At 68.8% G+C, this 22,049-nt stretch carries 25 protein-coding genes; 12 read left to right on the forward strand and 13 right to left on the reverse strand.

Features of this window, described 5'->3' with window-relative positions:
• Positions 1 to 173 precede the first annotated feature (173 nt).
• From hisH to AC1RSI_RS16145, 9 genes are all read left to right on the forward strand, one after another.
• Entirely contained in the window at positions 174 to 788 is a 615-nt protein-coding gene (gene hisH, locus AC1RSI_RS16105) for an imidazole glycerol phosphate synthase subunit HisH (RefSeq protein ID WP_154726401.1), read from the forward strand.
• The gene (hisA, locus tag AC1RSI_RS16110) at positions 782 to 1,513 is read left to right on the forward strand and encodes a 1-(5-phosphoribosyl)-5-[(5-phosphoribosylamino)methylideneamino]imidazole-4-carboxamide isomerase (RefSeq protein WP_154726402.1); all 732 of its coding nucleotides are present in this window, start codon (positions 782 to 784) and stop codon (positions 1,511 to 1,513) included. Before hisH ends, hisA begins: the two co-directional genes overlap by 7 nt.
• Before the next feature lie 31 nt (positions 1,514 to 1,544).
• Positions 1,545 to 2,312 (forward strand): imidazole glycerol phosphate synthase subunit HisF, encoded by a 768-nt coding sequence (gene hisF, locus AC1RSI_RS16115; protein WP_154726403.1) that lies wholly within the window; start codon positions 1,545 to 1,547, stop codon positions 2,310 to 2,312.
• A gap of 184 nt (positions 2,313 to 2,496) precedes the next feature.
• Positions 2,497 to 3,120: a bifunctional phosphoribosyl-AMP cyclohydrolase/phosphoribosyl-ATP diphosphatase HisIE gene (gene hisIE, locus AC1RSI_RS16120; protein ID WP_154726404.1), complete on the forward strand. Its 624-nt coding sequence runs from the start codon at positions 2,497 to 2,499 to the stop codon at positions 3,118 to 3,120.
• Between the two features lie 69 nt (positions 3,121 to 3,189).
• Positions 3,190 to 4,647, forward strand: a complete 1,458-nt coding sequence (zwf, locus tag AC1RSI_RS16125) for a glucose-6-phosphate dehydrogenase (RefSeq protein ID WP_040349914.1) — start codon at positions 3,190 to 3,192, stop codon at positions 4,645 to 4,647.
• Entirely contained in the window at positions 4,640 to 5,356 is a 717-nt protein-coding gene (gene pgl / locus AC1RSI_RS16130; protein ID WP_230307661.1) for a 6-phosphogluconolactonase, read from the forward strand. The genes zwf and pgl overlap by 8 nt, the downstream gene beginning before the upstream one ends.
• Before the next feature lies 1 nt (position 5,357).
• A complete protein-coding gene (gene edd, locus AC1RSI_RS16135) occupies positions 5,358 to 7,247 on the forward strand; it encodes a phosphogluconate dehydratase (protein ID WP_154726405.1) in 1,890 nt (629 codons plus the stop codon).
• A 30-nt stretch (positions 7,248 to 7,277) separates the two neighbouring features.
• The gene (gene glk / locus AC1RSI_RS16140) at positions 7,278 to 8,249 is read left to right on the forward strand and encodes a glucokinase (protein WP_154726406.1); all 972 of its coding nucleotides are present in this window, start codon (positions 7,278 to 7,280) and stop codon (positions 8,247 to 8,249) included.
• An 81-nt stretch (positions 8,250 to 8,330) separates the two neighbouring features.
• Positions 8,331 to 8,636, forward strand: a complete 306-nt coding sequence (locus tag AC1RSI_RS16145) for a hypothetical protein (RefSeq protein WP_154726407.1) — start codon at positions 8,331 to 8,333, stop codon at positions 8,634 to 8,636.
• A 127-nt stretch (positions 8,637 to 8,763) separates the two neighbouring features.
• Here the strand turns inward: AC1RSI_RS16145 and AC1RSI_RS16150 are convergent, their stop codons facing one another.
• Complete coding sequence (locus tag AC1RSI_RS16150; protein ID WP_154726408.1) at positions 8,764 to 9,576, reverse strand: DUF1295 domain-containing protein; 813 nt, start codon at positions 9,574 to 9,576, stop codon at positions 8,764 to 8,766.
• 139 nt (positions 9,577 to 9,715) lie between these two features.
• Between AC1RSI_RS16150 and AC1RSI_RS16155 the strand changes: the two genes are divergently transcribed.
• Together AC1RSI_RS16155 and AC1RSI_RS16160 are read left to right on the forward strand one after the other, a co-directional pair.
• Positions 9,716 to 10,015, forward strand: coding sequence for a type II toxin-antitoxin system RelE/ParE family toxin (locus AC1RSI_RS16155; RefSeq protein WP_196066385.1), 300 nt, complete (start codon positions 9,716 to 9,718; stop codon positions 10,013 to 10,015).
• Positions 10,016 to 10,148: 133 nt separating this feature from the next.
• Positions 10,149 to 10,451, forward strand: a complete 303-nt coding sequence (locus AC1RSI_RS16160; protein ID WP_230307662.1) for a HigA family addiction module antitoxin — start codon at positions 10,149 to 10,151, stop codon at positions 10,449 to 10,451.
• A gap of 3 nt (positions 10,452 to 10,454) precedes the next feature.
• Here the strand turns inward: AC1RSI_RS16160 and AC1RSI_RS16165 are convergent, their stop codons facing one another.
• The 5 genes from AC1RSI_RS16165 to folP form a co-directional block, all read right to left on the reverse strand.
• Positions 10,455 to 11,036, reverse strand: a complete 582-nt coding sequence (locus AC1RSI_RS16165) for a nucleotidyltransferase family protein (RefSeq protein ID WP_154726410.1) — start codon at positions 11,034 to 11,036, stop codon at positions 10,455 to 10,457.
• Positions 11,033 to 11,830 (reverse strand): bifunctional hydroxymethylpyrimidine kinase/phosphomethylpyrimidine kinase, encoded by a 798-nt coding sequence (gene thiD, locus AC1RSI_RS16170; protein ID WP_154726411.1) that lies wholly within the window; start codon positions 11,828 to 11,830, stop codon positions 11,033 to 11,035. The genes AC1RSI_RS16165 and thiD overlap by 4 nt, the downstream gene beginning before the upstream one ends.
• Positions 11,827 to 12,171 carry a DMT family transporter gene (locus AC1RSI_RS16175; RefSeq protein WP_154726412.1) on the reverse strand — a complete coding sequence of 115 codons (345 nt, stop codon included), beginning with the start codon at positions 12,169 to 12,171 and terminating at the stop codon, positions 11,827 to 11,829. Before AC1RSI_RS16175 ends, thiD begins: the two co-directional genes overlap by 4 nt.
• Positions 12,172 to 12,214: 43 nt before the next feature.
• Positions 12,215 to 12,571, reverse strand: coding sequence for a DMT family protein (locus AC1RSI_RS16180; RefSeq protein WP_154726413.1), 357 nt, complete (start codon positions 12,569 to 12,571; stop codon positions 12,215 to 12,217).
• 65 nt (positions 12,572 to 12,636) lie between these two features.
• Positions 12,637 to 13,473, reverse strand: a complete 837-nt coding sequence (folP, locus tag AC1RSI_RS16185; RefSeq protein WP_154726414.1) for a dihydropteroate synthase — start codon at positions 13,471 to 13,473, stop codon at positions 12,637 to 12,639.
• Positions 13,474 to 13,680: 207 nt separating this feature from the next.
• Between folP and AC1RSI_RS16190 the strand changes: the two genes are divergently transcribed.
• Positions 13,681 to 14,106: a GreA/GreB family elongation factor gene (locus AC1RSI_RS16190; RefSeq protein ID WP_008259126.1), complete on the forward strand. Its 426-nt coding sequence runs from the start codon at positions 13,681 to 13,683 to the stop codon at positions 14,104 to 14,106.
• On the opposite strand, the gene AC1RSI_RS16195 is transcribed toward AC1RSI_RS16190, so the two are convergent.
• The 7 genes from AC1RSI_RS16195 to AC1RSI_RS16225 form a co-directional block, all read right to left on the reverse strand.
• The gene (locus AC1RSI_RS16195) at positions 14,103 to 14,399 is read right to left on the reverse strand and encodes a winged helix-turn-helix domain-containing protein (RefSeq protein ID WP_008259231.1); all 297 of its coding nucleotides are present in this window, start codon (positions 14,397 to 14,399) and stop codon (positions 14,103 to 14,105) included. The two genes, AC1RSI_RS16190 and AC1RSI_RS16195, sit on opposite strands and share 4 nt — an antisense overlap.
• 3 nt (positions 14,400 to 14,402) lie before the next feature.
• Positions 14,403 to 15,056, reverse strand: coding sequence for a hypothetical protein (locus AC1RSI_RS16200; RefSeq protein ID WP_008264141.1), 654 nt, complete (start codon positions 15,054 to 15,056; stop codon positions 14,403 to 14,405).
• A 60-nt stretch (positions 15,057 to 15,116) separates the two neighbouring features.
• Positions 15,117 to 16,331: an acyltransferase family protein gene (locus AC1RSI_RS16205; protein ID WP_154726415.1), complete on the reverse strand. Its 1,215-nt coding sequence runs from the start codon at positions 16,329 to 16,331 to the stop codon at positions 15,117 to 15,119.
• A 293-nt stretch (positions 16,332 to 16,624) separates the two neighbouring features.
• Positions 16,625 to 18,589 (reverse strand): ATP-dependent zinc metalloprotease FtsH, encoded by a 1,965-nt coding sequence (gene ftsH / locus AC1RSI_RS16210; RefSeq protein ID WP_154726416.1) that lies wholly within the window; start codon positions 18,587 to 18,589, stop codon positions 16,625 to 16,627.
• Entirely contained in the window at positions 18,586 to 19,935 is a 1,350-nt protein-coding gene (tilS, locus tag AC1RSI_RS16215) for a tRNA lysidine(34) synthetase TilS (protein WP_154726417.1), read from the reverse strand. Before tilS ends, ftsH begins: the two co-directional genes overlap by 4 nt.
• Positions 19,926 to 20,774: a tol-pal system YbgF family protein gene (locus AC1RSI_RS16220; protein WP_154726418.1), complete on the reverse strand. Its 849-nt coding sequence runs from the start codon at positions 20,772 to 20,774 to the stop codon at positions 19,926 to 19,928. Before AC1RSI_RS16220 ends, tilS begins: the two co-directional genes overlap by 10 nt.
• A gap of 43 nt (positions 20,775 to 20,817) precedes the next feature.
• Complete coding sequence (locus AC1RSI_RS16225) at positions 20,818 to 21,954, reverse strand: DUF3667 domain-containing protein (protein WP_154726419.1); 1,137 nt, start codon at positions 21,952 to 21,954, stop codon at positions 20,818 to 20,820.
• Positions 21,955 to 22,049: the final 95 nt, after the last annotated feature.

Below are 22,049 nucleotides of genomic sequence, written 5' to 3' on the forward strand. Positions count from 1 at the left end.
CCCCCCCCCCCCCCCCCCCCCCCCCCCCCCCCCCCCCCCCCCCCCCCCCCCCCCCCCCCCCCCCCCCCCCCCCCCCGGCCCGCGCGCCGACGTCCGACGCTCCGCACCTCGTGCGCCCTCGCCCCCTCCACCCCGCTACGCGCGGTCCCCCTCCCCCAAGGGGGGAGGATCGCATGACCGAAGTCGCCGTCATCGCCTATGGCGCCGGCAATATCGCCTCGGTCCAGTTCGCGCTCGAGCGTCTGGGCGCGACCGTGCGCCTGACCGACGATCCCGCCGTGATCGCCGAGGCCGAACGGGTCATCCTGCCCGGCGTCGGCGCGGCCGGCTACGCCATGGCCCGCCTGTCCGAACTGGGCCTGATCGAACCGATCCGCGCCTTCCCCCGCCCCCTGCTGGGCGTCTGCCTGGGCCAGCAACTGCTGTTCGAAGCCAGCCAGGAGGGCGAGGCCGTCGATCTGCTGGGCTTCATCCCCGGCGCCGTGTCCCGACTGGAGCCGGCGGGCCCCCTGCCCGTGCCGCATATGGGCTGGAGCCGGCTGACGCGCGACCGCGACGACCCGCTGCTGGAGGGGGTGGCCGACGGCGCCTACGCCTATTTCGTCCACAGCTATGTCTGTCCCGACGGCCCCGCCACCCTGGCCCGCGCCGACTATGGCGGCCCGGTCCCCGCCGTGGTCCGCGCCGCCAACCGCTGGGGCTGCCAGTTCCACCCCGAACGCTCGGCCGAGGCCGGCGCGACCATCCTCAGGAACTTCCTGGGCCTGCCCGAGGATCCATCATGCTGATCTATCCCGCCATCGACCTGAAGGACGGCGTCTGCGTGCGCCTGATGCACGGCAAGTTCGACCAGGTGACCCGCTATGACGAACAGCCGGCCACCCGTCTGAGCGCCTTCGCCGCAGAGGGGGCGGAATGGATCCACGTCGTCGATCTGGACGGCGCCGAGGCCGGCGAAGCCGTGCAGCACGCCCTGATCGGCGAACTGACAAAGGCCATCGACGTCAAGATCCAGTCCGGCGGCGGGGTGCGCAGCGCCAACGACGTCGCCAAACTGCTGGACTCGGGCGTCTCGCGCGTCGTCGTCGGTTCGCTGGCGGTGACCCAGCCGAATGATGTCGCCGCCTGGCTGAAGGGGTTCGGCGCCGAGCACATCACCCTGGCCTTCGACGTCAAGATCGAGGACGGCGTGCCCGTGCCCGCCCTGAAGGGCTGGACCCAGTCATCGGGCGTCGATCTGTGGACCGCCCTCGACCGTTATCCCAAGGGACTCTTCAAACACCTGCTGGTCACCGACGTCGGCCGTGACGGCGCCATGACCGGCCCCAATCTGGAGCTTCTGGCCGAAATCCGCCGCCGTCGCCCGGACCTGGTGCTCCAGGCCTCGGGCGGGGTCTCGTCGCTGGACGACATCGCGGCGGTCAAGTCGCTGGGCTGCAACGGCGCCATCGTCGGCCGCGCCCTTTACGAGAACCGCTTCACCCTGCCCGACGCCATAGCGACGGCGGCATGACGGCCCAGTCTTCAGCCAGGAGGGCGGTCCAATGACCGCCCGGCGCATAATCCCCTGCCTGGACGTCAAGGACGGCCGGGTGGTCAAGGGCGTGAAGTTCGTCGGCCACGCCGACATGGGCGACGCGGCGGAGCTGGCCGCCCGATACCGCGACGCGGGCGCCGACGAACTGGTCTTCTACGACATCACCGCCAGCCCCGAGGGCCGGACCCTGGACTATGGCTGGATCAAGGACATCGCCCGGCTGCTGGACATCCCCTTCTGCGTCGCCGGCGGCATCCGCAGCGTCGATCAGGCCGCCCGCTGCCTGGACCACGGCGCGGACAAGGTGTCGATCAACTCCCCCGCCCTGGAACGCCCCGAACTGATCGCCGATATGGCCGCGCGGCTGGGCGGGCAGTGCGTCGTCGTCGGCGTCGACAGTCGTCTGGAGGACGGCGAATGGGTGGTCCACAAATACACCGGCGATCCCGATGCGCGCCGCCGCGCCGGCAAACGCACCCTGGACTGGCTGGACGAGGCGCAGAGCCTGGGCGCCGGCGAGATCGTGCTGAACTGCATCGACCAGGACGGGGTGCGCAAAGGCTACGACATCGAACAGCTGTCCGCCGCCCGCGCGCGCCTGACCATCCCCCTGATCGCCTCGGGCGGCGCCGGCGCGCCCGAGCATTTCAAGGATGTGTTCAATCAGGCCGACGTCTCCGGCGCCCTGGCCGCCAGCGTCTTCCACACCGGCGCCATCGCCATCCCGGACCTGAAGGCCTATCTGGCGGGCGAAGGCCTGGAGATGCGGATATGATTCCTGACCCGCAATCCTCCCCCCTTGGGGGAGGGGGACCGCCGCGCCTCTTGCGCTGTGGTGGAGGGACCCCGCCCGCGCGCCGCCGCCCGATGTTCCACACCCCGCACGCCCCTACCCCCTCCACCACCCTTCGGGCGGTCCCCCTCCCCCAGAGGGGGAGGATTTTTGAGGAGAGGATCCCATGATCGACCCCGCTGCCATCGATTTCGAAAAAGGGAACGGCCTGGTTCCCGTCGTGGTGCAGGACGCCGCCACGCTTCAGGTCCTGACCCTGGCCTATATGGACCGCGCCGCCCTGGACGAGACCATCCAGTCCGGCGAGGCCACCTTCTTCTCGCGTTCGCGCGGCGGACGCTGGCGCAAGGGCGAGACCTCGGGCGACCAGCTGCACGTCGTCGGCATCACGGCCGACTGCGACAGCGACGCCCTTGTCCTGTCGGTCAACCCGGTCGGCGACGCCTGCCACCTGCACCGCACCAGCTGTTTCGGCGCGGCCGACGCGCCGGGCCTGGGCCGCATCGCCCGGCTGGAACAGACCATCGCCGAACGCGCCGCCGCAGATCCGTCCGAAAGCTGGACCGCCAAACTGATGGCCCAGGGCGTCAAACGCATCGCCCAGAAGGTCGGCGAGGAGGGCGTGGAGACCGCCTTGGCCGGCGTCGCCGGCCCGGACGAGGAACTCGCCAGCGAGGCTGCGGATTTGATCTATCACCTCTTGGTGCTTCTCCACGCCCGTAACATGGTGTTTCAGGACGTGCTGGACGTGTTGGCCTCGCGTGCGGAAGCGGGCAAAGCCCCCGGCTAAGGCCCACCAAGACGAGGCCGAACCCTAAGGACGTGCATTCCCGCCCCGGGGATGATCGAGGAAATTGCGATGGCGGCTCTCATTCTGTTCGGCGGCGGCGGCGATCTGGCGATGCGCATGCTGCTGCCTTCGCTCTATTTCCTGGAGCATGACGGCCTCCTGCCCGAGGATCTGAAGATCATCGGCGCGGCCCGCTCCGAGGAGACCCCCGACGAATATGTGGCCAAGGTCCATGACGCCGTGAAGGCCAAGGCCGAGGCGGACAGGGCCTGGGACGACCACTCCTGGGCCAAGATGAAGGCCCGGCTCGACTATCTGGCCGTGGACGCCACCGATCCCGCCAGTCTGAAGGGCCTGAAGGACCGCGTCGGCGACGGCGAGGTCACCTCCTTCCTGGCCGTCTCGCCCTCGCTGTACGGCCGCATCGTCACGGCGATGAAGACGGCGGGCCTGGCCGAACGCAACTGCCGCATCGTGCTGGAGAAGCCTGTCGGCCGCGACCTCAAGTCCTTCCGCGAGATCGACGACGCCGTGTCCCACGCCTTCAGCGAGGACCAGGTGTTCCGCATCGACCACTATCTGGGCAAGGAGACGGTCCAGAACCTGACGGCGCTGCGCTTCGGCAACACCATCTTCGAGCCGCTGTGGAACAATCTGACGATCGACCACGTCCAGATCACCATCGGCGAGACGGTGGGCGTCGGCGACCGCTGGCCCTATTACGACGAGTACGGAGCATTGCGCGACATGCTCCAGAACCACATGCTCCAGCTGCTGTGCCTGGTGGCCATGGAGCCGCCGTCGGACCTGGATCCGGAATCGCTGCGCAACGAAAAGGTCAAGGTGCTGCGGTCCTTGCGGCCCATCACCCCCGAAGAAGCCGAACGCGTCAGCGTGCGCGGCCAGTATGTGGCGGGCGTGTCCGAGGGCAAGCCGGTCAAGGGCTATGACGAGGAGCGCGGCGCGGATTCCGACACCGAGACCTTCGTCGCCATCCGCGCCGACATCGACAACTGGCGCTGGGCCGGCGTGCCCTTCTTCATGCGGACCGGCAAGCGTCTGCCCGAGAAGCGCACCGAGATCGTCATCCAGTTCAAGCCCGTTCCCCACTCGATCTTCGACAATGAAGAAGGCGAGGCGCCGGCCAACCGCATGATCATCGAGCTGCAGCCCGAGGAAGACATCTCGCTGACGGTGATGAACAAGCGCCCCGGTCTGGACAAGCGGATGCAGCTTCAGCCCATCACCATGAGCCTGTCGTGGGGGGTGGACGGCAAGTCGGCCGCCCCGCCGCGCCGCCGCATCGCCTACGAACGTCTGCTGCTCGACGCCATGGCCGGCGACTCCACCCTGTTCGTCCGCCGCGACGAGGCGGAACAGGCCTGGAAATGGGTCGACGAGGTCGCCGAGGCCTGGGCCGAGTCCGGCCAGAAGCCCGACGAATATGTCGCCGGAACCTGGGGCCCCGACAGCGCCGACATGCTGATGATGCGCACCGGCCGCGACTGGAACACGACCAATGTCTGAGACGCCCGTGATCGAAACCTTCCCCACCGTCGACGCCTGGGCCGAGGCCATCGCCGCCCGCCTGTCCGAGACCCTGGGCGGCGCCGTCCGCGACAACGGCGCCGCTGTCTTCGCCGGCCCCGGCGGCACGACCCCCGCCCCCGTCTATCGCCGCCTCGCCGCGACCGATCTGGACTGGGCCAGGATCGCCGTCACCCTGGTGGACGAACGCTACGTCCCTGAGACCTCGCCTGAGTCCAACGCCCGGCTGATCCGCGACGTCCTGCTGCAGGACAAGGCCGCCGCCGGCCGGTTCATCCCCCTCTATACGCCCGAGGTCACGGTGGACCGCGCCGCCATCGTCGCCGCCCACGCCCTGGCCGATGCGGGCGGGCGTTTCGACGCGGTCCTTCTCGGCATGGGGGAGGATGGCCATATCTGCTCCATGTTCCCCAACAGCCCCACCCTGAAGACCCTGCTGACCCCGACGCTGAAGCCGACCGTCCTGGGCGTGCCCCACGGCCGCGACGGCGCGGCGCCGACCATCGAGCGCCTGTCGATCAACCTGCCCTATCTGATGTCCGCCGGCCGGGTGATCCTGGGCCTGAAGGGCGAGGCCAAGCGCCGCGTCTTCGAGCAGGAGGCCCAGGGCGATCCTAGGATCCAGCCCATCGCCGCCCTGATCGCCGCCGGCGTTCCCCTTGAAGTTCTGTACACGGAAGCCAGCTGACATGACCCTGCACCCCACGGTGGCCGCGGTCACCGCCCGGATCGTCGAGAAAAGCCGCGCGACCCGCGCCGACTACCTGCGCCGCATGGACGCCGCCCGCGACAGCGGGACCGGCCGCGCCAAACTGTCCTGCGCCAACTGGGCCCACGCCTTCGCCGGCCAGACCATCGCCGACAAACTGACGGCCATGGACGGGTCCAAGCCCAACCTGGGCATCGTCACCGCCTATAACGACATGCTGTCGGCCCACCAGCCGTTCGAACGCTTCCCCGGCGTAGTCCGCGAAGCGGTGCGTCAGGTCGGCGCCACGGCCCAGGTCGCCGGCGGCACCCCCGCCATGTGCGACGGCGTCACTCAAGGGCGCCCCGGCATGGAGCTGTCGCTGTTCAGCCGCGACGTCATCGCCATGTCCACGGGCGTGGCCCTGACGCATGACGCCTTCGACGCCGCCCTGATGCTGGGCGTCTGCGACAAGATCGTGCCCGGCCTGTTCATGGGGGCCCTGGCCTTCGGCCACCTGCCCGTCGTCTTCGCCCCCGCCGGCCCCATGCCCTCGGGCATTCCGAACGCCGAGAAGGCCCGCGTCCGCGCCGAGTACGCCCAGAACAAGGTCGATCGCCAGACCCTGCTGGAAAGCGAGATCGGCTCCTATCACTCGCCCGGCACCTGCACCTTCTACGGCACGGCCAACTCCAACCAGATGATGATGGAGCTGGCGGGGCTGCACATGCCCTCGACCGCCTTCGTCCATCCGGACACCGGCCTGCGCGACGCCCTGACCGCCGCCGCCGCCCAGCGCGCCGTCGAACTGGCCCGCAGCGGCGAGAGCCGCATGGCCGACGTCATCGACGAGAAGTCCATCGTCAACGCCATCGTCGCCCTTCTGGCCACCGGCGGCTCGACCAACCACGCCATCCACCTGGTCGCCATGGCGCGGGCGGCGGGCGTGCTGATCGACTGGACCGACATGGACGAGCTGTCGTCCGTCACCCCCCTGCTGGCGCGGGTCTATCCCAACGGCTCGGCCGATGTGAACGCCTTCCAGGCCGCCGGCGGCGTCGCCTTCGTCGCCCGCGAACTGGCCCAGGCCGGCCATATCCACTCGGACGTGACCACCATCATGGGCAAGGGAATCGAGCCCTATTTCCAGGAGCCGTCGATGGTGGACGGCCAGCTGGTCTGGCGCGACGGGGTCAAGGAAAGCCTGGATCTCGACATCCTGCGCCCCGCCTCCAACCCCTTCGACAAGGAGGGCGGCCTGCGCCTGGTCAAGGGCGACCTGGGCCGGGCCGTCATCAAGGTCTCGGCGGTCAAGCCCGAGAACCGCATCGTCGAGGCCCCCGCCGCCGTCTTCGAAACCCAGGAAGACGCGCTCCAGGCCTTCAAGGACGGCAAGCTGTTCCGCGACGTCGTCGTGGTCCTGCGCTTCCAGGGGCCCAAGGCCAACGGCATGCCCGAACTGCACAGCCTGTCGCCGGCTCTGTCCGTCATCCAGGACAAGGGGTTCAAGGTCGCCTTCGTCACCGACGGCCGCATGTCGGGCGCCAGCGGCAAGACCCCCGCCGCCATCCATGTCTCGCCCGAGGCCCTGGCCGGCGGCCCCCTGGCCCATGTGAAGGACGGGGATGTTATCCGTCTGGACGCCGAGGCCGGGGTTCTGACCACGGTGGGCGTCGGCGATCTGTCGGCCCGTCCCGCCGCCGCCCGCGCCGACGCCAACGCGGCGGGCACGGCCTGGGGCTATGGCCGCGAGTTGTTCGCGGCCTTCCGCCACGTCGTCACCACCGCAGAAGAAGGCGCCACCGTCTGCTTCGCCTTCCCCAGCGGCGCCCAATCGCATACGGACACGCCGCCCGATCCCAACTTCGTCGACCGGACCGTGGACGCCTGATCCACCGAACCGACCGCAGGAAACGACCCCATGAATGACAAGACCCTCCTCGTCGGCGACGTCGGCGGCACCAACGCCCGTTTCGCCCTGGCCCGGATGGTGGACGGCAAGCCCGTGCTGGACCACCATGAGAGCTTCCCGGCCGAGCGCTATCCCACCTTCCTGAAAGGCGTCGCCGCCTTCATCGACGGCTGCGAGATCAAGCCGACCGGCGGCGTCATCGCCGTGGCCGGCCCCGTCACCGACGGCGCCATCGACCTGACAAACTCGCCCTGGCAGGTGTCCGAAAGCGAGCTTCAGACCCTGGGCCTGAAGCCGGTCAAGCTGATCAACGACTTTGAAGCCCTGGCCTGGGGCGCCCCCATCGTACCCGAGGACCAGTTGGAAAGCCTGGGCGGCCCCGTCGACGGCGACCCCCACTGCACCGTCGCGGTGCTGGGCCCCGGGACCGGCTTCGGCGTCTCGGCCCTGATCCGCGACGCCCACGGCAAGGAAATGGCCATGCCGTCGGAAGGCGGCCACGCCTGCTTCCCCCCCGGCGACCCGGTCGAGGACGAGATCCTGCGCATCCTGCGCCGCCGCTATGACCGCGTCTCCATCGAACGCCTGATCTGCGGCCCCGGCCTGCTGAACATGCACCGCGCCCTGGCCGAGATCGACGGCCGCGAGACCCATATCGAGGATCCGGCCCAGATCACCGAGACGGCCATGAAGGACCCCAACAGCCCCTGCGGCGCCACCCTGGCCCGTTTCTGCGCCATCCTGGGCGCCGTCGCCGGCGACATCGCCCTGACCACGGGCGCGCGCGGCGGCGTCTATATCGCCGGCGGCATCGTCCCCCGCATCCTGCCCTTCATCAAGGCGAGCCCCTTCCGCCAGCGGTTCGAACGCAAGGGCCGGTTCAAGGAATATATGCAGGACATCCCGACCAAGGTGATCATGCACAAACACGCCGCCCTTCTGGGCGCCGCGCGCGTGGCCTTCGCCGAAGCCGAGGGCTGACGCCTCTCGAAAACTCACGGCGGCGTGAACCCATCCGCCGCCGTGACGTTTCCTCCGCTCCAAAAAACGGAAGGAAACGCCATGAAAAAGTTCGCCATCGCCGCCGCCTCGCTGTTCGTCCTCTCGGGCGTCGCCGCCTGCGGTGAAAGCGCCGCCGACCGCGCCGCCGAAAGCCGCGCCGACGCCGTCGAGGCCCAAGGCGAAGCCCGCGCCGACCAGCTGGAAGCCCAGGCCGACGCCGCCCCGACCGACGCCCAGGAAGACGCCCTGAACCGTCAGGCCGACCAGGTCGAGGAAAACGCCGACCGCCGCGCCGACCAGATCGAGCAACAGGGCGGCAACGCCGACGGCGGCATGACCACCCACAACACCCCGACCACCAACTAAGGTCGGCGTCTAGGCGATCCGTCGCCCCGCCCCCCGTCCGTCATCCTCGGGCTTGACCCGAGGACCGGGCGCGGGGCGGTCTGTGCTTCGCGTGTTCGCACCAGCGGCGGATCATCCGATCCTCGGGTCAAGCCCGAGGATGACGGGAGGGCGGCCACGGCACGAAGGCGCTGGTCCGCTTCACATAGTCCGCATACCCCGGCCGCGACCTGTTGATCGCCTTCTCCGTAATCCCGATCCCCGACCAGCGCGTCAGGGTGAAGGTCAGGAAGATCGGCCCCGCGATCGACCACAAGCCGACGCCCGTCTCGGCCGCGATCAGCCACAGCCCCCACCAGACGCAGGCGTCGCCGAAATAGTTCGGATGCCGCGTATAGCGCCACAGGCCGGTATCCAGCACCTTGCCCTTGTTCGCCGGATCGCGCTTGAACGCCGCCAGCTGGGCGTCGCCGACGCTTTCGAACACGATCCCGACCACCGCCAGCACCGCCCCGAGCCCGGCTATAACGCCCAAGCCCGGCTGGGCCGCCACCTGACCCATCTGCACCGGCAACGACGTCAGCCAGGCCAGCACGGCCTGGGGCAGAAACACGAACAACAAGGCCGTCTTGGCGAACGACCAGCCTTTGTTGCGTTCCTGATCCTCGACGATCTGCACATACCGCCCATCCGCCCCGCTCGCCCGCCAGCGCCGGAACAGGTGCAGGCCCAGCCGCAACGCCCAGACCGCGCACAGCCCGACCAGCAGCGCCTTGCGCGCCGGATCACCGTCGGCGCGCGGCAGGGTCGCCACCGCCAGCAACAACATGCCCAGCGGCCAGACCGCGTCGATGAAGCTGACGTCCTTCAGCTTCAGCGCGACCCGCCACAGGCCGAGCATCACGGCGACGATCAGGGCCAGGTTCAGTCCCAGCAGGAGGAGAATGTCGATCAGGGTCATGAGCCTGATACGGCGGCGGGGCGGATGTGGATCGCGCCGGCCAGAACACCTCTGAATACCCTCTTACACTCGCCTTGATAGGCACGAGCTGCATTTGCTGTACCTTGAAGCCTGCTTGAAGCCCGGGTGGAGACGTCGCGTGGAGATCAAGAGTTTCAAGAGCAAGGGCCTGAAGGCCCTGTACAAGGCTGAAAAGGGGGAGACCGTCAAAGACGTTCCAGCCGACTTGACCAAGAAGCTCCAGGCTCAGCTGACCCTGCTTCAATCCGCCTCAAACATTCATCAGATCGTTTCGATGGGCATGTGGAAGGTTCACGAGCTCAAACCCAAGTCGTCGGGAAAGTGGTCGATGTGGGTGACGGGAAACTACCGCCTGACCTTTTGGTTGGACCCCGACACCAATGCGATCTCCGACGTGGATCTTGAGGACTATCATTAGCGGGGTCGGACGACCGATCCGCCCTCAGACTTGAGCATCCTCATCTTGACGGGGCCGCCCCTGAGATGTATCGCTTAACGATACAAACGTCACATACTTGGTGACGAGGCCCGCGTCGCAACATGGAGGCCCCATGACCAAGATGACCGCTCCCACACACCCAGGAGAGATCATTCGGGACCATATTCTTCCCGCTTTCGGCCTGACGATCGTGAGCGCGGCCGAGGCTCTGGGCGTCGCGCGTCCTGGCTTCAACACGATGTTGAACGGCAAGCGGGCGCTGACGCACGAAATGGCGCTCAAGATCGAAGCCCTGACCGGCGTGTCTGCTGAAATGCTGACCAACGCTCAAAACGAATACGATCTCGCCGAAGCCCGCGCCCGTAAACGGGAGATCGTCGCAGGCATCAAAAAACTTCAGCCCATCGCGGCCTGAGACTCAGTCCGGCTCGACGACCGTCAACTCAGGCCACCGCCCCCGAGCATTCTCGATGGTCTTGGCCCAGCCCTTGGCCAGCGGACGATTCGGGTTCGGCCGGACGACCATGGCGAACACATCCTCCAGCCCGAAGGGCGCCGCCACGGTGATCGCGTCGTCCGCCTCCAGCCGCACCCCGACGGCGAAGGTCGGGGCCACGAACCGGCCCAGGGCCTCGTCAGTCGAGTACAGCGGCGCATAGGGCTCGCCGAACCGGTTCTGGAACCACAGGTGCACCCGCGCCTGGTTGCGCACCTCGACCTGGCTGCGGAAGGGTTCGTCGAAGGCGGCGGCGACCTGTTTGATCACGACGTCCTCGGCTTCGTACGACAGGTCCGCCCCGTCGAAATAGGCCAGGTCATAGTCCTTGATCCCGTAACCGGCCGGCCGCCCCGTCTTGGCGTTCCACACAGCCTGATAGATGGCGCCCGACACCAGCCGCCAGTCCGGCAAGTCCAGCGCCCGCACCGTCCGCAGGACGTGCATCAGGCCGGGATCGGCACGGACGACAGCGATCAGTTCCTCGGTCAGGGCGTCGTTCATCCCCGCACCGGCCAGCCGTGATCCAGCGGCCCGTGTCCGCCGCCCAGACCCGGCGCCCGCCGGATCGCCTCGCCGACATAGGCCCAGGCTTCGGCCACCGCGACCTCCAGCGGCCGGCCCAGGGCCAGGCCCGCCGCGCAGGCGCTCGCCAGGGTGCAGCCGGTGCCGTGGGTGTGGCGGGTGTCGATCCGCTCGGCCTCCAGCACCGTCTCCCCGTCGGCCGTCATCAGCAGGTCGATCACCGTCGGCCCGTCCACATGACCGCCCTTCATCAGCACCGCCCGCGCCCCCATGGCCAGCAGGGCCTCGCCCGCCCGCCTCTGGCCGTCGATGTCGCGCACCGCCAGCCCGGTCAGGGCCTCGGCCTCGGGCGCATTGGGGGTCAGAAGGGCCGCGCGCGGGATCATCAGCCGCTTCACCGCGTCCACCGCCGCATCGGGCAGCAGCGGATGCCCGCCCTTGGCGACCATGACCGGATCAACCACCGCCGGGGCGTCCGCCTCGTCCAGCAGGGCCGCCACCGTCTCGACCACCTCGACCGAGCCCAGCATGCCGGTCTTGACCGCGTCGGTCCCGATGTCCTCCAGCACCGCCCGCGCCTGGGCCGCGATCAGTTCCAGCGGCAGCGGATGGACGCCGTGAACCCCCAGGGTGTTCTGCACCGTGATCGCCGTGATCGCGGTGGCGGCGAACCCGCCCATCATCGTCACCGCCTTGATGTCGGCCTGAACGCCCGCGCCCCCGCCGCTGTCCGACCCCGCCAGGATCAGGACTCTGCCCCGATGAAGGCTCATGCGTGGGCTCCCGAGAACAGCTTCAGCCCCACGATCCCCGCCACGATCAGCAGAATGCACACCGCCCGCACCGCCGTCGCCGGCTCGCCATAGACGACGATCCCCACCAGGGCCGCGCCCACGGCGCCGATCCCGGTCCAGATCGCATAGGCCGTGCCGATCGGCAGCTTCTGCGTCGCCACCCACAGCAGGATCATGCTGGCGGCCAGCGCGACCAGCACGCCCAACGAGGTCAGCGGCCTTTGCAGGCTGACGTTCTTCAGGCCGGACGCCCACAGCACTTCCAGCAGACCGGCGACGACCAGCGTCACCCACGGATTGATCGACATGACCCAGGACATGCCGCCCAGATGGCCCAGCCGGTCCGCCGGGGCAAGCGTCGGCTTACCCGCCCAGCGGCCCCTTGAAGATGAAGAAGGCCCCCAGGCCGATGAAGCCGAACCCGACCAGATGGTTCACCGTCAGCTTCTCGCCCAGGTACAGCACCGAGAATCCGGCGAAGACCAGCAGGGTGATCACCTCCTGCATCGTCTTCAGCTCCGCCGCCGAATAGACCTGATGCCCGATCCGGTTGGCCGGCACCGCCAGCCAGTATTCGAAGAAGGCGATCCCCCAGCTGGCCATGACCAGCAGCCACAGCGGCTTGAGATCGAACTTCAGGTGTCCGTACCAGGCGAAGGTCATGAAGACGTTCGACAGGGCCAGCATGACGATGGGGGCGATATAGGGGCTCAGAGGCATGGGCTTTGATCAGGACGACGGTTCGCTTCGCCCCTACACCGGCCGCGACCTCGCGTCGCGGGTCTTCAGCCCGCCGCCGCCACCGCGGCCAGCAGCTTCAGCGCCTGGACCGTCTCGCGCACGTCATGGACCCGCACCATCCGCGCCCCGCGCCGCGCCCCCTCCAGCGCCAGGGCCAGCGAGCCGCCCAGCCGGTCGGTCGCCTCGACCGCCGTGGGATCGACCGCCTGGATCGTCCGCTTGCGGCTGGCCGCGTACAGCACCGGGAACCCCAGCGCCGCCAGTTCGCCCAGCCGCGCCGTCAGCGCCATATTGTGCTCCAGCGTCTTGCCGAACCCGATGCCCGGATCCAGCCAGATATTCTCCCGCGCCACCCCCGCCGCCATCGCCGCCCCGGCCCGGTCGCGCAGATAGTCCCGCACCTCCGCCACGACGTCGCCATAGCGGGGGTCGGCCTGCATGGTGCGCGGCTCGCCCTTCATGTGCATCAGCACCACCGCGCAGCCCAGCTCGGCCGCGACCGCCAGACTGTCGGGCGCCTGGCTCAGGGCCGTCACATCGTTCCACATCGTCGCCCCGGCCGCCACGGCGGCGCGGGCCACGGCGGGCTTCATCGTATCGACGCTGATCGGCCCGCCCCAGCGGGCGCGAACCGCAGCGATAACCGGCGCGACCCGCTCGATCTCCTCGGCCTCGCCCACCGGCTCCGCCCCCGGCCGGGTGCTCTCGCCCCCGATGTCGAGCACGTCCGCCCCCTGCTCGACCAGCCGCATCGCATGGTCCACCGCCGCCGCCGTCGAGGCCCACCGTCCGCCGTCCGAGAAACTGTCCGGCGTGACGTTCACGATCCCCATGACCTGCGACAAGACGGACATCGGCGAGGTTTGACTTTCACGCTTCATGAGATCAGCCTCTAGACGTGATCACCCCGCTCGTCAGCCAGGCTCGACGCCTTTCTTACGCAGGACGCCTCGTCGCAGGCGACTGACCCGGAACGGCCGCGCGCCTTTCGCCCCGTTCCGGGCGACGATCTGAACCCCGATTATCCTCAGCCTTCATGTGACGCGCGAATGCGCGCCTGCAGGCGTCTCCGATCAAAGAGCCGAACCATGACCCAATCCACCGCCCGAACCGCGTCTCCCTCGCGCCCCGACATCTTTCTCAGCGCCAGGGACCACCAGACCCTGTCGCGCCTGGTGGGCGACATGCCTGCTGAAGGCGTCGCCGGCCTGTTGCAGGAGGAGCTGGAACGCGCCGTCATCTGCGAGCCCGGCGATCGGCCCAGGGGCGCGGCGCCGCTTCACCGCTGGCTGCACTATGTCGATGGCCGTTCGCCCCAGCCGCGCCGCATCCAGATCGTCCTGCCGAACGAGGCGGACATCGACGCAGGCAAGGTGTCCGTCCTGTCCTACGTCGGCGCCGGCCTGATCGGCCTCGTGGAGGGCCACACCATCGCCTGGACCGATCCATCGGGCGCGGACCGCCGCCTGACCCCGGTCATGATCGAGGATCCGGAAACCCCCGGCGGCGACTAACGCCCGATCAGCCCGCCCAGCGCCTCCAGATAGCCGGCGAAGGCCTTGCGGCCCTCGGGGGTGATCGACACCCGCGTCAGGGGCTTGTTGTTGACGAAGCTCTTGGCCACGGCGACGTAGCCGGCTTCCTCCAGCTTCTTGATGTGGACCGACAGATTGCCCTGGGTCGCCTCCAGAACTGTCTTCAGCTCGGTGAAGTCGGCCGCCTCGGCGTCGGCCAGATAGACCATGATCCCCAGCCGCATGCGGCCGTGGATGACCTCGTCGATCCGCCCCAGGTCGTTCAGCCCCATGGGTCAGCCGGCGTCCGCATCGACGGTGCGCTTCTTCAGCGCCTCGCGGGTGATGATCCAGCCCGGTCCCGCGAACAGCAGGAACAGCGCCGCCGTGGCGACATACAGATAGACCAGCGGCTGGCGCACCAGCAGCCCCAAGGCCACTGCCGTCGCCCATCCTCCCAGCGACGCCGCCAGCATCCAGCCCTTCTTCTTCAGGGTCCAGGCCACATACCAAGCCGCTGACTGAAGGGCGAAGATCATGGCCGGGTAATAGAGCCAGACGGCGAAATCCCCGTCCCGCGCCGCGCCGAAGCCGAAGACGATAATGATGGCCAGATTGGCCATGCCCGCCCCGCTGAAGGCCGCGTTCAGGGTCCGGGTCACGATGGGGCTGGCCTTGGGTCGCTTGCGGTCCTCGCGGATGGCCCAGACCATCACCACCAGGAAGGCGATGGTGATCCCGGCGACGAAGCCCAGGCTGACCGGGCCCGGCCAGCGGACCACGCCTAGCGACTGGCCGATGTGAACCAGGCACTGCAGGCCGTACAACAGGCCGCCGGCCAGATACATGACGCCCATGGTCAGGGTCGCGCGCGGATCGCCCCCGCCCTGGACGATGGACCTCAGGAAGGCCAGATCGGCCTCGGGCGTGCTGCGGGACGTGTCGATCATCGATGATTCCTCTGCGGCGGGCGCGTTCCTCGGATGGACGCGGCGGCCGGGGTTGGCAAGCTATTCGGCGGGTGACAGAGCGGGCTCGGGGCTGCGCCGCCAGGAAACCCGGCGGCCGTTCAGCCAGCGGCCCATGAAGCTATGGCGGATCAGAAGTTCATAGCTGGCCAGCGAGACGGTCAGCACCCCGCCGACGACCAGCGCCAGCTTGACCGGCCACGCCATGGCCCAATCCTGAACCAGCACCTGGGCCGCCATCACCAGCGGCAGATGAACGATATAAATCCAGTACGAGGCGTCGGCGAGATAACGCCGCGTGCGGCTGTGTCCCCCGAAGAACCGCAGCGCCAGGGCCACGGCCGCAAAGACCGAGGCATAGGTCGCGACCCCGAACGCCGCCGCCGTCATCGCCTTGGTCGTCGGATCGGTCATCGGGACCAGATGCGGGTCCGACCCGCCCGCCAGCATCAGGGCCGTGGTTCCGGCTCCCATCGCCAGTCCCAGATAGGCCGGCCACCAGGCCTGGATTCGGCCCAGCAGATCACGCCGACGATCCAGCAAAGCGCCGAAGCCGAAGGCCAGGCCGAACCCGACCAGGGCCGGGGTATTGGGGATCAGTCCTGCATCCGGCGTTGGCACGCCGAAGAAGGCGATCCAATTCGGCTGGAACCACAGGGCCAGCGCGAGCGGCGCACCCAGAACGAACGGGCCCCACGGCCCGATCAGTCCGGCGGTCATGCGATCGATCACCCGCCCCCAGGCGCCGGTCCGGTCCAGAAGGACAAACGGCGCCCTTAGAACCAGAAGGGCGACATAGAAGATCAGCAGCACCCACAGGAACCACAGATGGGTCAATGGGATGTTGGTCCAGTCATATTCAGGCGTCGGCGGCGCATCGGCGGCCGTCATGCCCTGCAGGCCCGCGTTCCAGATCAGCACCACGACGATGGCTGTCAGCACCGGCCCCCAGAAGACGGCCAGCGGCGCAGCGATCCGGACCAGGCGGTTCTTCACGAACCCCCACACGCCCGCGCGCGCCAGCATCATGTGGGCGAACAGACCGGCGATCAGGAAGAAGGTCGTCATCCGGAACAGGTGGATGACGAAGAACAGCCCGCTGGCCCACACCGACCGCTGGTCGTCGCCGACGATCCAGATCTGCGTCGGAAAGAAGGACATCGAGCCGTGGAGCACCACGCCCAAGAGCAAGGCCCCGCCTCTCAGCGCGTCAAGCCCGTGAAGACGCTCGGATGAACCCGTCTCTGACATCGACATGACGCTCTCCCGTTCTGGATAACGCTGTATGTCATAGACTAGTCTGTATTGCAAACTAGTTCACAGGAATCCTAACGCTGCTTGTCGGACTGGGGCGATGGGTGTGGCGACGCAGGCAAAGAAAAACCCGCCGGGAGATCGCTCCCGGCGGGTTCATTCAACATCGTCATCCTCGGGCTCGACCCGAGGACCGGATGTTCAACCGCGTTGCGTCAAAGGCGACGCACAGCCTGATCCCGCGCCGATCCTCGGGTCAGGCCCGAGGATGATGGAGAGAACGGAGACATCCCGCCTCAGTGAACCGTCGGCACGCTGGTCGCGGCCGGAGCGGCGACCGGAATCTCGACCGTGGTTCCGTCCGACACCGGCGTCACCGGCACCGAGACCGAGGGCCCGGCGTTGGGGAAGTTGTTCTCGTCGCGGTTCGGGGCGACGCCCTTCTCCAGCAGGTCCTTGATCTCCTCGCCCGACAGGGTCTCGTACTCCAGCAGGGCCTGCGACAGCTTCTCGTGATGATCGGCCTTGGTCGTCAGGATCTTGCGGGCCTCGTCCCAGCCCGAGGCGACCAGACGGCGGACCTCCTCGTCGATGGTGCGGGCCGTCTCTTCCGAGACGTTCTGGCTGCGCGCGACGGAGTGGCCCAGGAAGACCTCTTCCTGATTGTCGCCGTAAGCCACCGTGCCCAGCTTCTCGGAGAAGCCCCAGCGCGTGACCATGGCCCGGGCCAGCTTGGTCGCCTGTTCGATGTCCGACGAGGCGCCCGAGGTGATGTTCTCCTTGCCGAAGATCAGCTCCTCGGCCACCCGGCCGCCGGCCATGATGGCGATCCGGTCGATCATCTGCTGGTATTTCATCGAATAGCGGTCGCCTTCCGGCAGTTGCATCACCATGCCCAGGGCGCGGCCGCGCGGGACGATGGTCGCCTTGTGCACCGGGTCGGCCATCTTGACGTTCATGGCGACGATGGCGTGACCGGCCTCGTGATAGGCGGTCAGGCGCTTCTCTTCCTCGTTCATCGCCATCGAGCGACGTTCCGAGCCCATCATCACCTTGTCCTTGGCGTCCTCGAAGTCGCGGTGCGTGACCATGCGACGGTCCTTGCGGGCCGCCGTCAGGGCCGCCTCATTGACCAGATTGGCCAGGTCGGCGCCCGAGAAGCCGGGCGTGCCGCGCGCGATCGTCTTGACGTTGACGTCGGCGGCCAGGGGCACGTCCTTCATGTGGACGCGCAGGATGCGTTCGCGGCCCGAGACGTCGGGGTTCGGCACCACCACCTGGCGGTCGAAACGGCCGGGACGCAGCAGGGCCGGGTCCAGCACGTCGGGACGGTTGGTGGCGGCGATCAGGATGATGCCTTCATTGGCCTCGAACCCGTCCATCTCGACCAGCAGCTGGTTCAGCGTCTGTTCGCGCTCGTCATTGCCGCCGCCCAGGCCGGCGCCGCGATGGCGGCCGACGGCGTCGATCTCATCGATGAAGATGATGCACGGCGCGTTCTTCTTGGCCTGTTCGAACATGTCGCGCACGCGGCTGGCGCCGACGCCGACGAACATCTCGACGAAGTCCGAGCCCGAGATCGAGAAGAAGGGCACGCCGGCTTCACCCGCCACGGCGCGGGCCAGCAGGGTCTTGCCGGTGCCGGGAGGGCCGACCAGCAGGGCGCCCTTGGGGATCTTGCCGCCCAGGCGCTGGAACTTGCCCGGATCCTTCAGGAAGTCGACGACCTCCTGCAGTTCCTCCTTGGCCTCGTCCACGCCGGCGACGTCGTCGAAGGTCTTGCGGCCCTTGTGCTCGGTCAGCAGCTTGGCCTTGGACTTGCCGAAGCCCATGGCGCCGCGCGCCCCGCCCTGCATCTGGCGCATGAAGAAGATCCACACCCCGACCAGCAGCGCGATCGGCAGGATCCCCATCAGCAGGCTCATCCAGATCGACTGGCGCGTCGTCTTGGCGTCGACGTTGACGTTGGCGGCCAGCATGGAATTGACCAGCTGCTCGTTCGGATAGGGGGTGGTGGCGGTGAAGCGGCCGTTGTTCTTGTAGACGCCGTTCACCTGGTCGCCGCGAACGGTGGCTTCCTTGACGTCGCCGGCCTCGACCCGCTGCACCAGCTGGGAATAGGTGATTTGTTCGGGGCGGCCGGCGCCCTGAGCGCCCTGGGCGCCCATGCCGGTCACGGCTCCGCCTTGCGACACGGCGGCGTAGGCCGCGAGCAGGGCCAGGATGATAACGCCCGTGATCGCCAGATTTCGCAGGTTCATTGAGGTCCTCGGTCGTCCGCCGGCCCGGATTGAGCCCACGGTCTGGATTGTCTGTCACCGAAAATAGGCGCTTCGGCTGCGTTACGCCATGGCGACGCAATCAGATCGTCTTCATGCGTCGTTTCGTCCAGCGCCAGCCTGAGCCGTTCCGCGACAAGCTCGCGCCGTTCGACCCCCGCGCCTGCAAGAACCGGCCCGGCCTGGCCGTCCCGGATCAGGACGGGAACCGCCCCCCGCGCCGCCGCCGGCGCCCGGTTCACCGCCGCCCGATCCGCCGCCGACAGGGCCGACAGCCGCCCCCGCGCCGGGGCGACCGACCAGCCGGCCTCCGACGCCCGAACGGCGAACCGGCCGTCCCACACCGCCTCGACGCCGGGATGCAGCAACAGCGGCGGCGGCGCGCGGCGCGCCAGTTCCCCGGCCTCGCGCATCAGCAGAACCGTCTCGCCGTCCGCCTCGACCCGCGCCCCGCACAGGGCGGCGGCGAAATCCTCGCCCGCCTGCAGCCGTTGCATCAGCCGGTCCAGCCGATCCCCGCGCGGCGGCGTCGCCCCGCCGCCGACGCAGACCAGGGCCGCCGCCAGCCCCCTGGCCCGCACGTCGCGCGCGATCCGCACCGTCCCGTCGTGGTTCGCCGTGATCCCTTCGGACGACGAGCGGTCCCGCCCCGCCGCCGCCCCGTCCGGAACCGTCCCCGCCAGCGCCTGCCGCGCGCGGCTGCGGCCGAAGCGGGGGTCGGCGTTGGCCGGATCCTCGATCCAGTCCGCCCCCTGCCCGGCCAGCCAGGCCCGCAAGGTCTCGCGGCGTTCATCCAGCAGGGGCCGCAACAGCATCAGGCCCCGCCCCTCGGGCCAGACCGGCGACGGCGACCATTCGCGCACCCGCCCCAGGGTCGAGCCCTCGGCCCGCATCAGATCCGCCTCGGCGATGTCGTCGGCCGTATGGGCGAACAGCACGACCCGCGCCCCGGCCGCCCGCGCCGCCTCGGCGATCAGCCGATGACGCGCCGCCCGCGCCGCCGCCGTCAGTCCGGTCGCGGGCTTGTCCCCGTCCCAGACCAGTCCGCGCCAGTGCGCGCCCGCCGCCCGCGCCGCCTCGCCCGCGAACCGGGTCCAGTCGGCGCTGGCCGGGTTCAGTCGGTGATCAACGCTCAAGGCCGTCAGCGGCCGCCCTCGCGCCCTGGCCCAGGCGGCGGCCAGTCTCAACAGGGCGATGGAATCCCCCCCGCCCGACAGGGCCAGGGCGACCGGCTGGGGGGCGTCAGAACTCAGCCGCCGATCCAGCCGCGCAAAGATCCGAGCGACAAGGCCCGTATCGGTTCCGTCGATCCCGGGCCTCAGCTGCACCCGTTGGCGGTCTTCATCTGGGTCGCGCGGGCCTTCAGCGTGTCCGAGGCGGCGGGCGCATAGCGGCGCGTGAACTCGCCCAGGGCCGCGCAGCCCTGGGTCTTGCGGTTGGTGGCGAACAGGGCGTCGGCCAGTTTCAGCGTCGTATCGGCGGCCCAGCCGATGCGCGGCCAGTCCTTCAGGGCGGCGGCGTAGAAGGGCACGGCGCCGGCCTTGTCGTTCGACGAGGCGCGGATGTCGCCCAGACGGGAATTGGCCTCGCGCGCCTGGGGCGTGTCGGGCCAGGCGGCGACCACGGTTTCAAGCGCCCGCGCGCCGCGCGCCCGGTCGCTGCTCATCAGCTGCACCGCCGCCGCCAGATCCTGGGCTGCGTCGCCGGTCGGGGAATGGGCTTCGATGGGGGCGTTCAGCTCGGCCGCCGTCTCCAGCTTCTCGATCCGGGCCTCGGCGTCCAGCAGCCGGGCGCGCAGGGCGGCGGTGTCGCGCTGGGCCTCGTCCAGCTGGAAGGTCAGCCGCTCGTTGTCGCCGTTGATGCGGCGCACCGTGGCTTCCAGGTCCTCGAGACGCTGGTTCATCAGGCCGAACTGGCCCTGCAGGGTGACGACCTCCGGGTCGGGCTCGACCAGCACAGGCTCGCCGGCGGCGTTGCGCTGGGTCAGGGCGCGCTCCAGCCGACGGACATTGCGGTCCAGCTGATCCAGCCGGCGTTTGTCCCATTCGATCGGCTGCATGATGTTCGGCGCCGCCTGCTGGGCGACGGCGCCCCCGGCGATCAGGACCAGGCCGACGGCCGTGGCGGCGAAGGCGCGGCTGCGCATGAAGGAGAGCTTGAAGGTCATGGGTCGCTAGGTTCCACCGATTTGGGGCCGCCGCAAGGCAGGGTCAGTGCCCCAGCCCCAGATAGACGATGGCCATGACGAACAGGCCGATCACGATGTTGCAGAAGAACAGCAGCAGGACCGTCCGCCACAGGGCCGAAAAGATCGACAGACTGTACGCCCCCTTCAGCTGGGCGAACACATGGACGGGGATGGCGGCCACGCCGATCGCGGTGACCAGCCCCCCCAGCGGGCCGTTTATCGTTCTGGCCAGGACGATGACCATCAACAGCAGGGCCATGAAGGTCAGCGAATACAGCACGAACACCCCATGATCATACAGGGTGAAACCGCGTCGCCACAGGAACAGCAAGGCCAGGAACGGGATCGAGAACGGCACCAGCAGGAAGGCGAACTTGTACATCGTCTGCTGCAGCTTGTAGAGGGCCAGGTCCGGGTTCTGTAGCTTTTTCAAGACTGTAGCCCCGAACCCGTGGTCATCCTTGTCGGCCTCGTGGCCCATGACCTTCAGCTTGGTCGTGCCGCCCGACACATCGTCGCCCGAGGCGATGTCCTTGATGCTGGCCTGCCAGCTGCCCGGCTTGAGCCCGTCGGCCCGCCCCTGGCTCTGCTCGGTTTCCAGTCGCGCCAGCGCCGCGCGCTTCTGCGCCACCAGGGCCTCGCCGGCCTTGATCCCCATGTCGGCCATGCCGGAGGGGTCGCTGGCGGCATCGGTGCGGGCCTCGGCCAGACCGCGCTCCGCCTCGAGCAGCTCCTGACGCTGCTCCTGAATGTCGCCGGCCAGCACCACGGGCGCCGACGGCTGGGGCATGAAGCTCAGCGCGAAGAACATGACGAACAGGGTGAACAGGAAGATCGCCAGCGGCGACACATAGCGGGTCCGCCGGCCCTCCACCCATTCCCGCGTCAGCCGGCCGGGATTGAAGGCCAGCAGCGGCAGGGTCCGCCAGACGCGGGCGTCGAAATGCATGACCCCGTGCAACAGCTCCTCGCCCAGGTGCAGCAGGGTGCGGTGCACATGGGTCGCCTGGCCGCAGTTGGCGCAGAAATTCCCGCTGGTCGCCGCGCCGCAGTCGGAACAGACGCCATGTCCCGCCTCGCCCGCATGCCCTGTCGGCTTCTCGACCGCCCCCGCGATCAATCCTCCGGTGATCGCGCCACCGGCCCCTTCTATATCCAAACGCCAATCCCCCGATCGAATCCGCCGCCACCTTGATCACCCGGCAGGCAAAAAGAAAGAGGCGCCGGCCTTGGCCGACGCCTCCATCCGTCTCG

This window comes from Brevundimonas sp. GW821-FHT10E09 (assembly GCF_058809375.1).

Bases quoted from the DNA above. Each gene is read 5' to 3' on its own strand.
- hisH (WP_154726401.1), top strand. From the start codon at position 174: ATGACCGAAGTCGCCGTCATCGCCTATGGCGCCGGCAATATCGCCTCG.
- hisA (WP_154726402.1), top strand. From the start codon at position 782: ATGCTGATCTATCCCGCCATCGACCTGAAGGACGGCGTCTGCGTGCGC.
- hisF (WP_154726403.1), top strand. From the start codon at position 1,545: ATGACCGCCCGGCGCATAATCCCCTGCCTGGACGTCAAGGACGGCCGG.
- hisIE (WP_154726404.1), top strand. From the start codon at position 2,497: ATGATCGACCCCGCTGCCATCGATTTCGAAAAAGGGAACGGCCTGGTT.
- zwf (WP_040349914.1), top strand. From the start codon at position 3,190: ATGGCGGCTCTCATTCTGTTCGGCGGCGGCGGCGATCTGGCGATGCGC.
- pgl (WP_230307661.1), top strand. From the start codon at position 4,640: ATGTCTGAGACGCCCGTGATCGAAACCTTCCCCACCGTCGACGCCTGG.
- edd (WP_154726405.1), top strand. From the start codon at position 5,358: ATGACCCTGCACCCCACGGTGGCCGCGGTCACCGCCCGGATCGTCGAG.
- glk (WP_154726406.1), top strand. From the start codon at position 7,278: ATGAATGACAAGACCCTCCTCGTCGGCGACGTCGGCGGCACCAACGCC.
- AC1RSI_RS16145 (WP_154726407.1), top strand. From the start codon at position 8,331: ATGAAAAAGTTCGCCATCGCCGCCGCCTCGCTGTTCGTCCTCTCGGGC.
- AC1RSI_RS16150 (WP_154726408.1), bottom strand. From the start codon at position 9,576: ATGACCCTGATCGACATTCTCCTCCTGCTGGGACTGAACCTGGCCCTG.
- AC1RSI_RS16160 (WP_230307662.1), top strand. From the start codon at position 10,149: ATGACCAAGATGACCGCTCCCACACACCCAGGAGAGATCATTCGGGAC.
- AC1RSI_RS16165 (WP_154726410.1), bottom strand. From the start codon at position 11,036: ATGAACGACGCCCTGACCGAGGAACTGATCGCTGTCGTCCGTGCCGAT.
- thiD (WP_154726411.1), bottom strand. From the start codon at position 11,830: ATGAGCCTTCATCGGGGCAGAGTCCTGATCCTGGCGGGGTCGGACAGC.
- AC1RSI_RS16175 (WP_154726412.1), bottom strand. From the start codon at position 12,171: ATGTCCTGGGTCATGTCGATCAATCCGTGGGTGACGCTGGTCGTCGCC.
- AC1RSI_RS16180 (WP_154726413.1), bottom strand. From the start codon at position 12,571: ATGCCTCTGAGCCCCTATATCGCCCCCATCGTCATGCTGGCCCTGTCG.
- folP (WP_154726414.1), bottom strand. From the start codon at position 13,473: ATGAAGCGTGAAAGTCAAACCTCGCCGATGTCCGTCTTGTCGCAGGTC.
- AC1RSI_RS16190 (WP_008259126.1), top strand. From the start codon at position 13,681: ATGACCCAATCCACCGCCCGAACCGCGTCTCCCTCGCGCCCCGACATC.
- AC1RSI_RS16195 (WP_008259231.1), bottom strand. From the start codon at position 14,399: ATGGGGCTGAACGACCTGGGGCGGATCGACGAGGTCATCCACGGCCGC.
- AC1RSI_RS16200 (WP_008264141.1), bottom strand. From the start codon at position 15,056: ATGATCGACACGTCCCGCAGCACGCCCGAGGCCGATCTGGCCTTCCTG.
- AC1RSI_RS16205 (WP_154726415.1), bottom strand. From the start codon at position 16,331: ATGTCGATGTCAGAGACGGGTTCATCCGAGCGTCTTCACGGGCTTGAC.
- ftsH (WP_154726416.1), bottom strand. From the start codon at position 18,589: ATGAACCTGCGAAATCTGGCGATCACGGGCGTTATCATCCTGGCCCTG.
- AC1RSI_RS16220 (WP_154726418.1), bottom strand. From the start codon at position 20,774: ATGACCTTCAAGCTCTCCTTCATGCGCAGCCGCGCCTTCGCCGCCACG.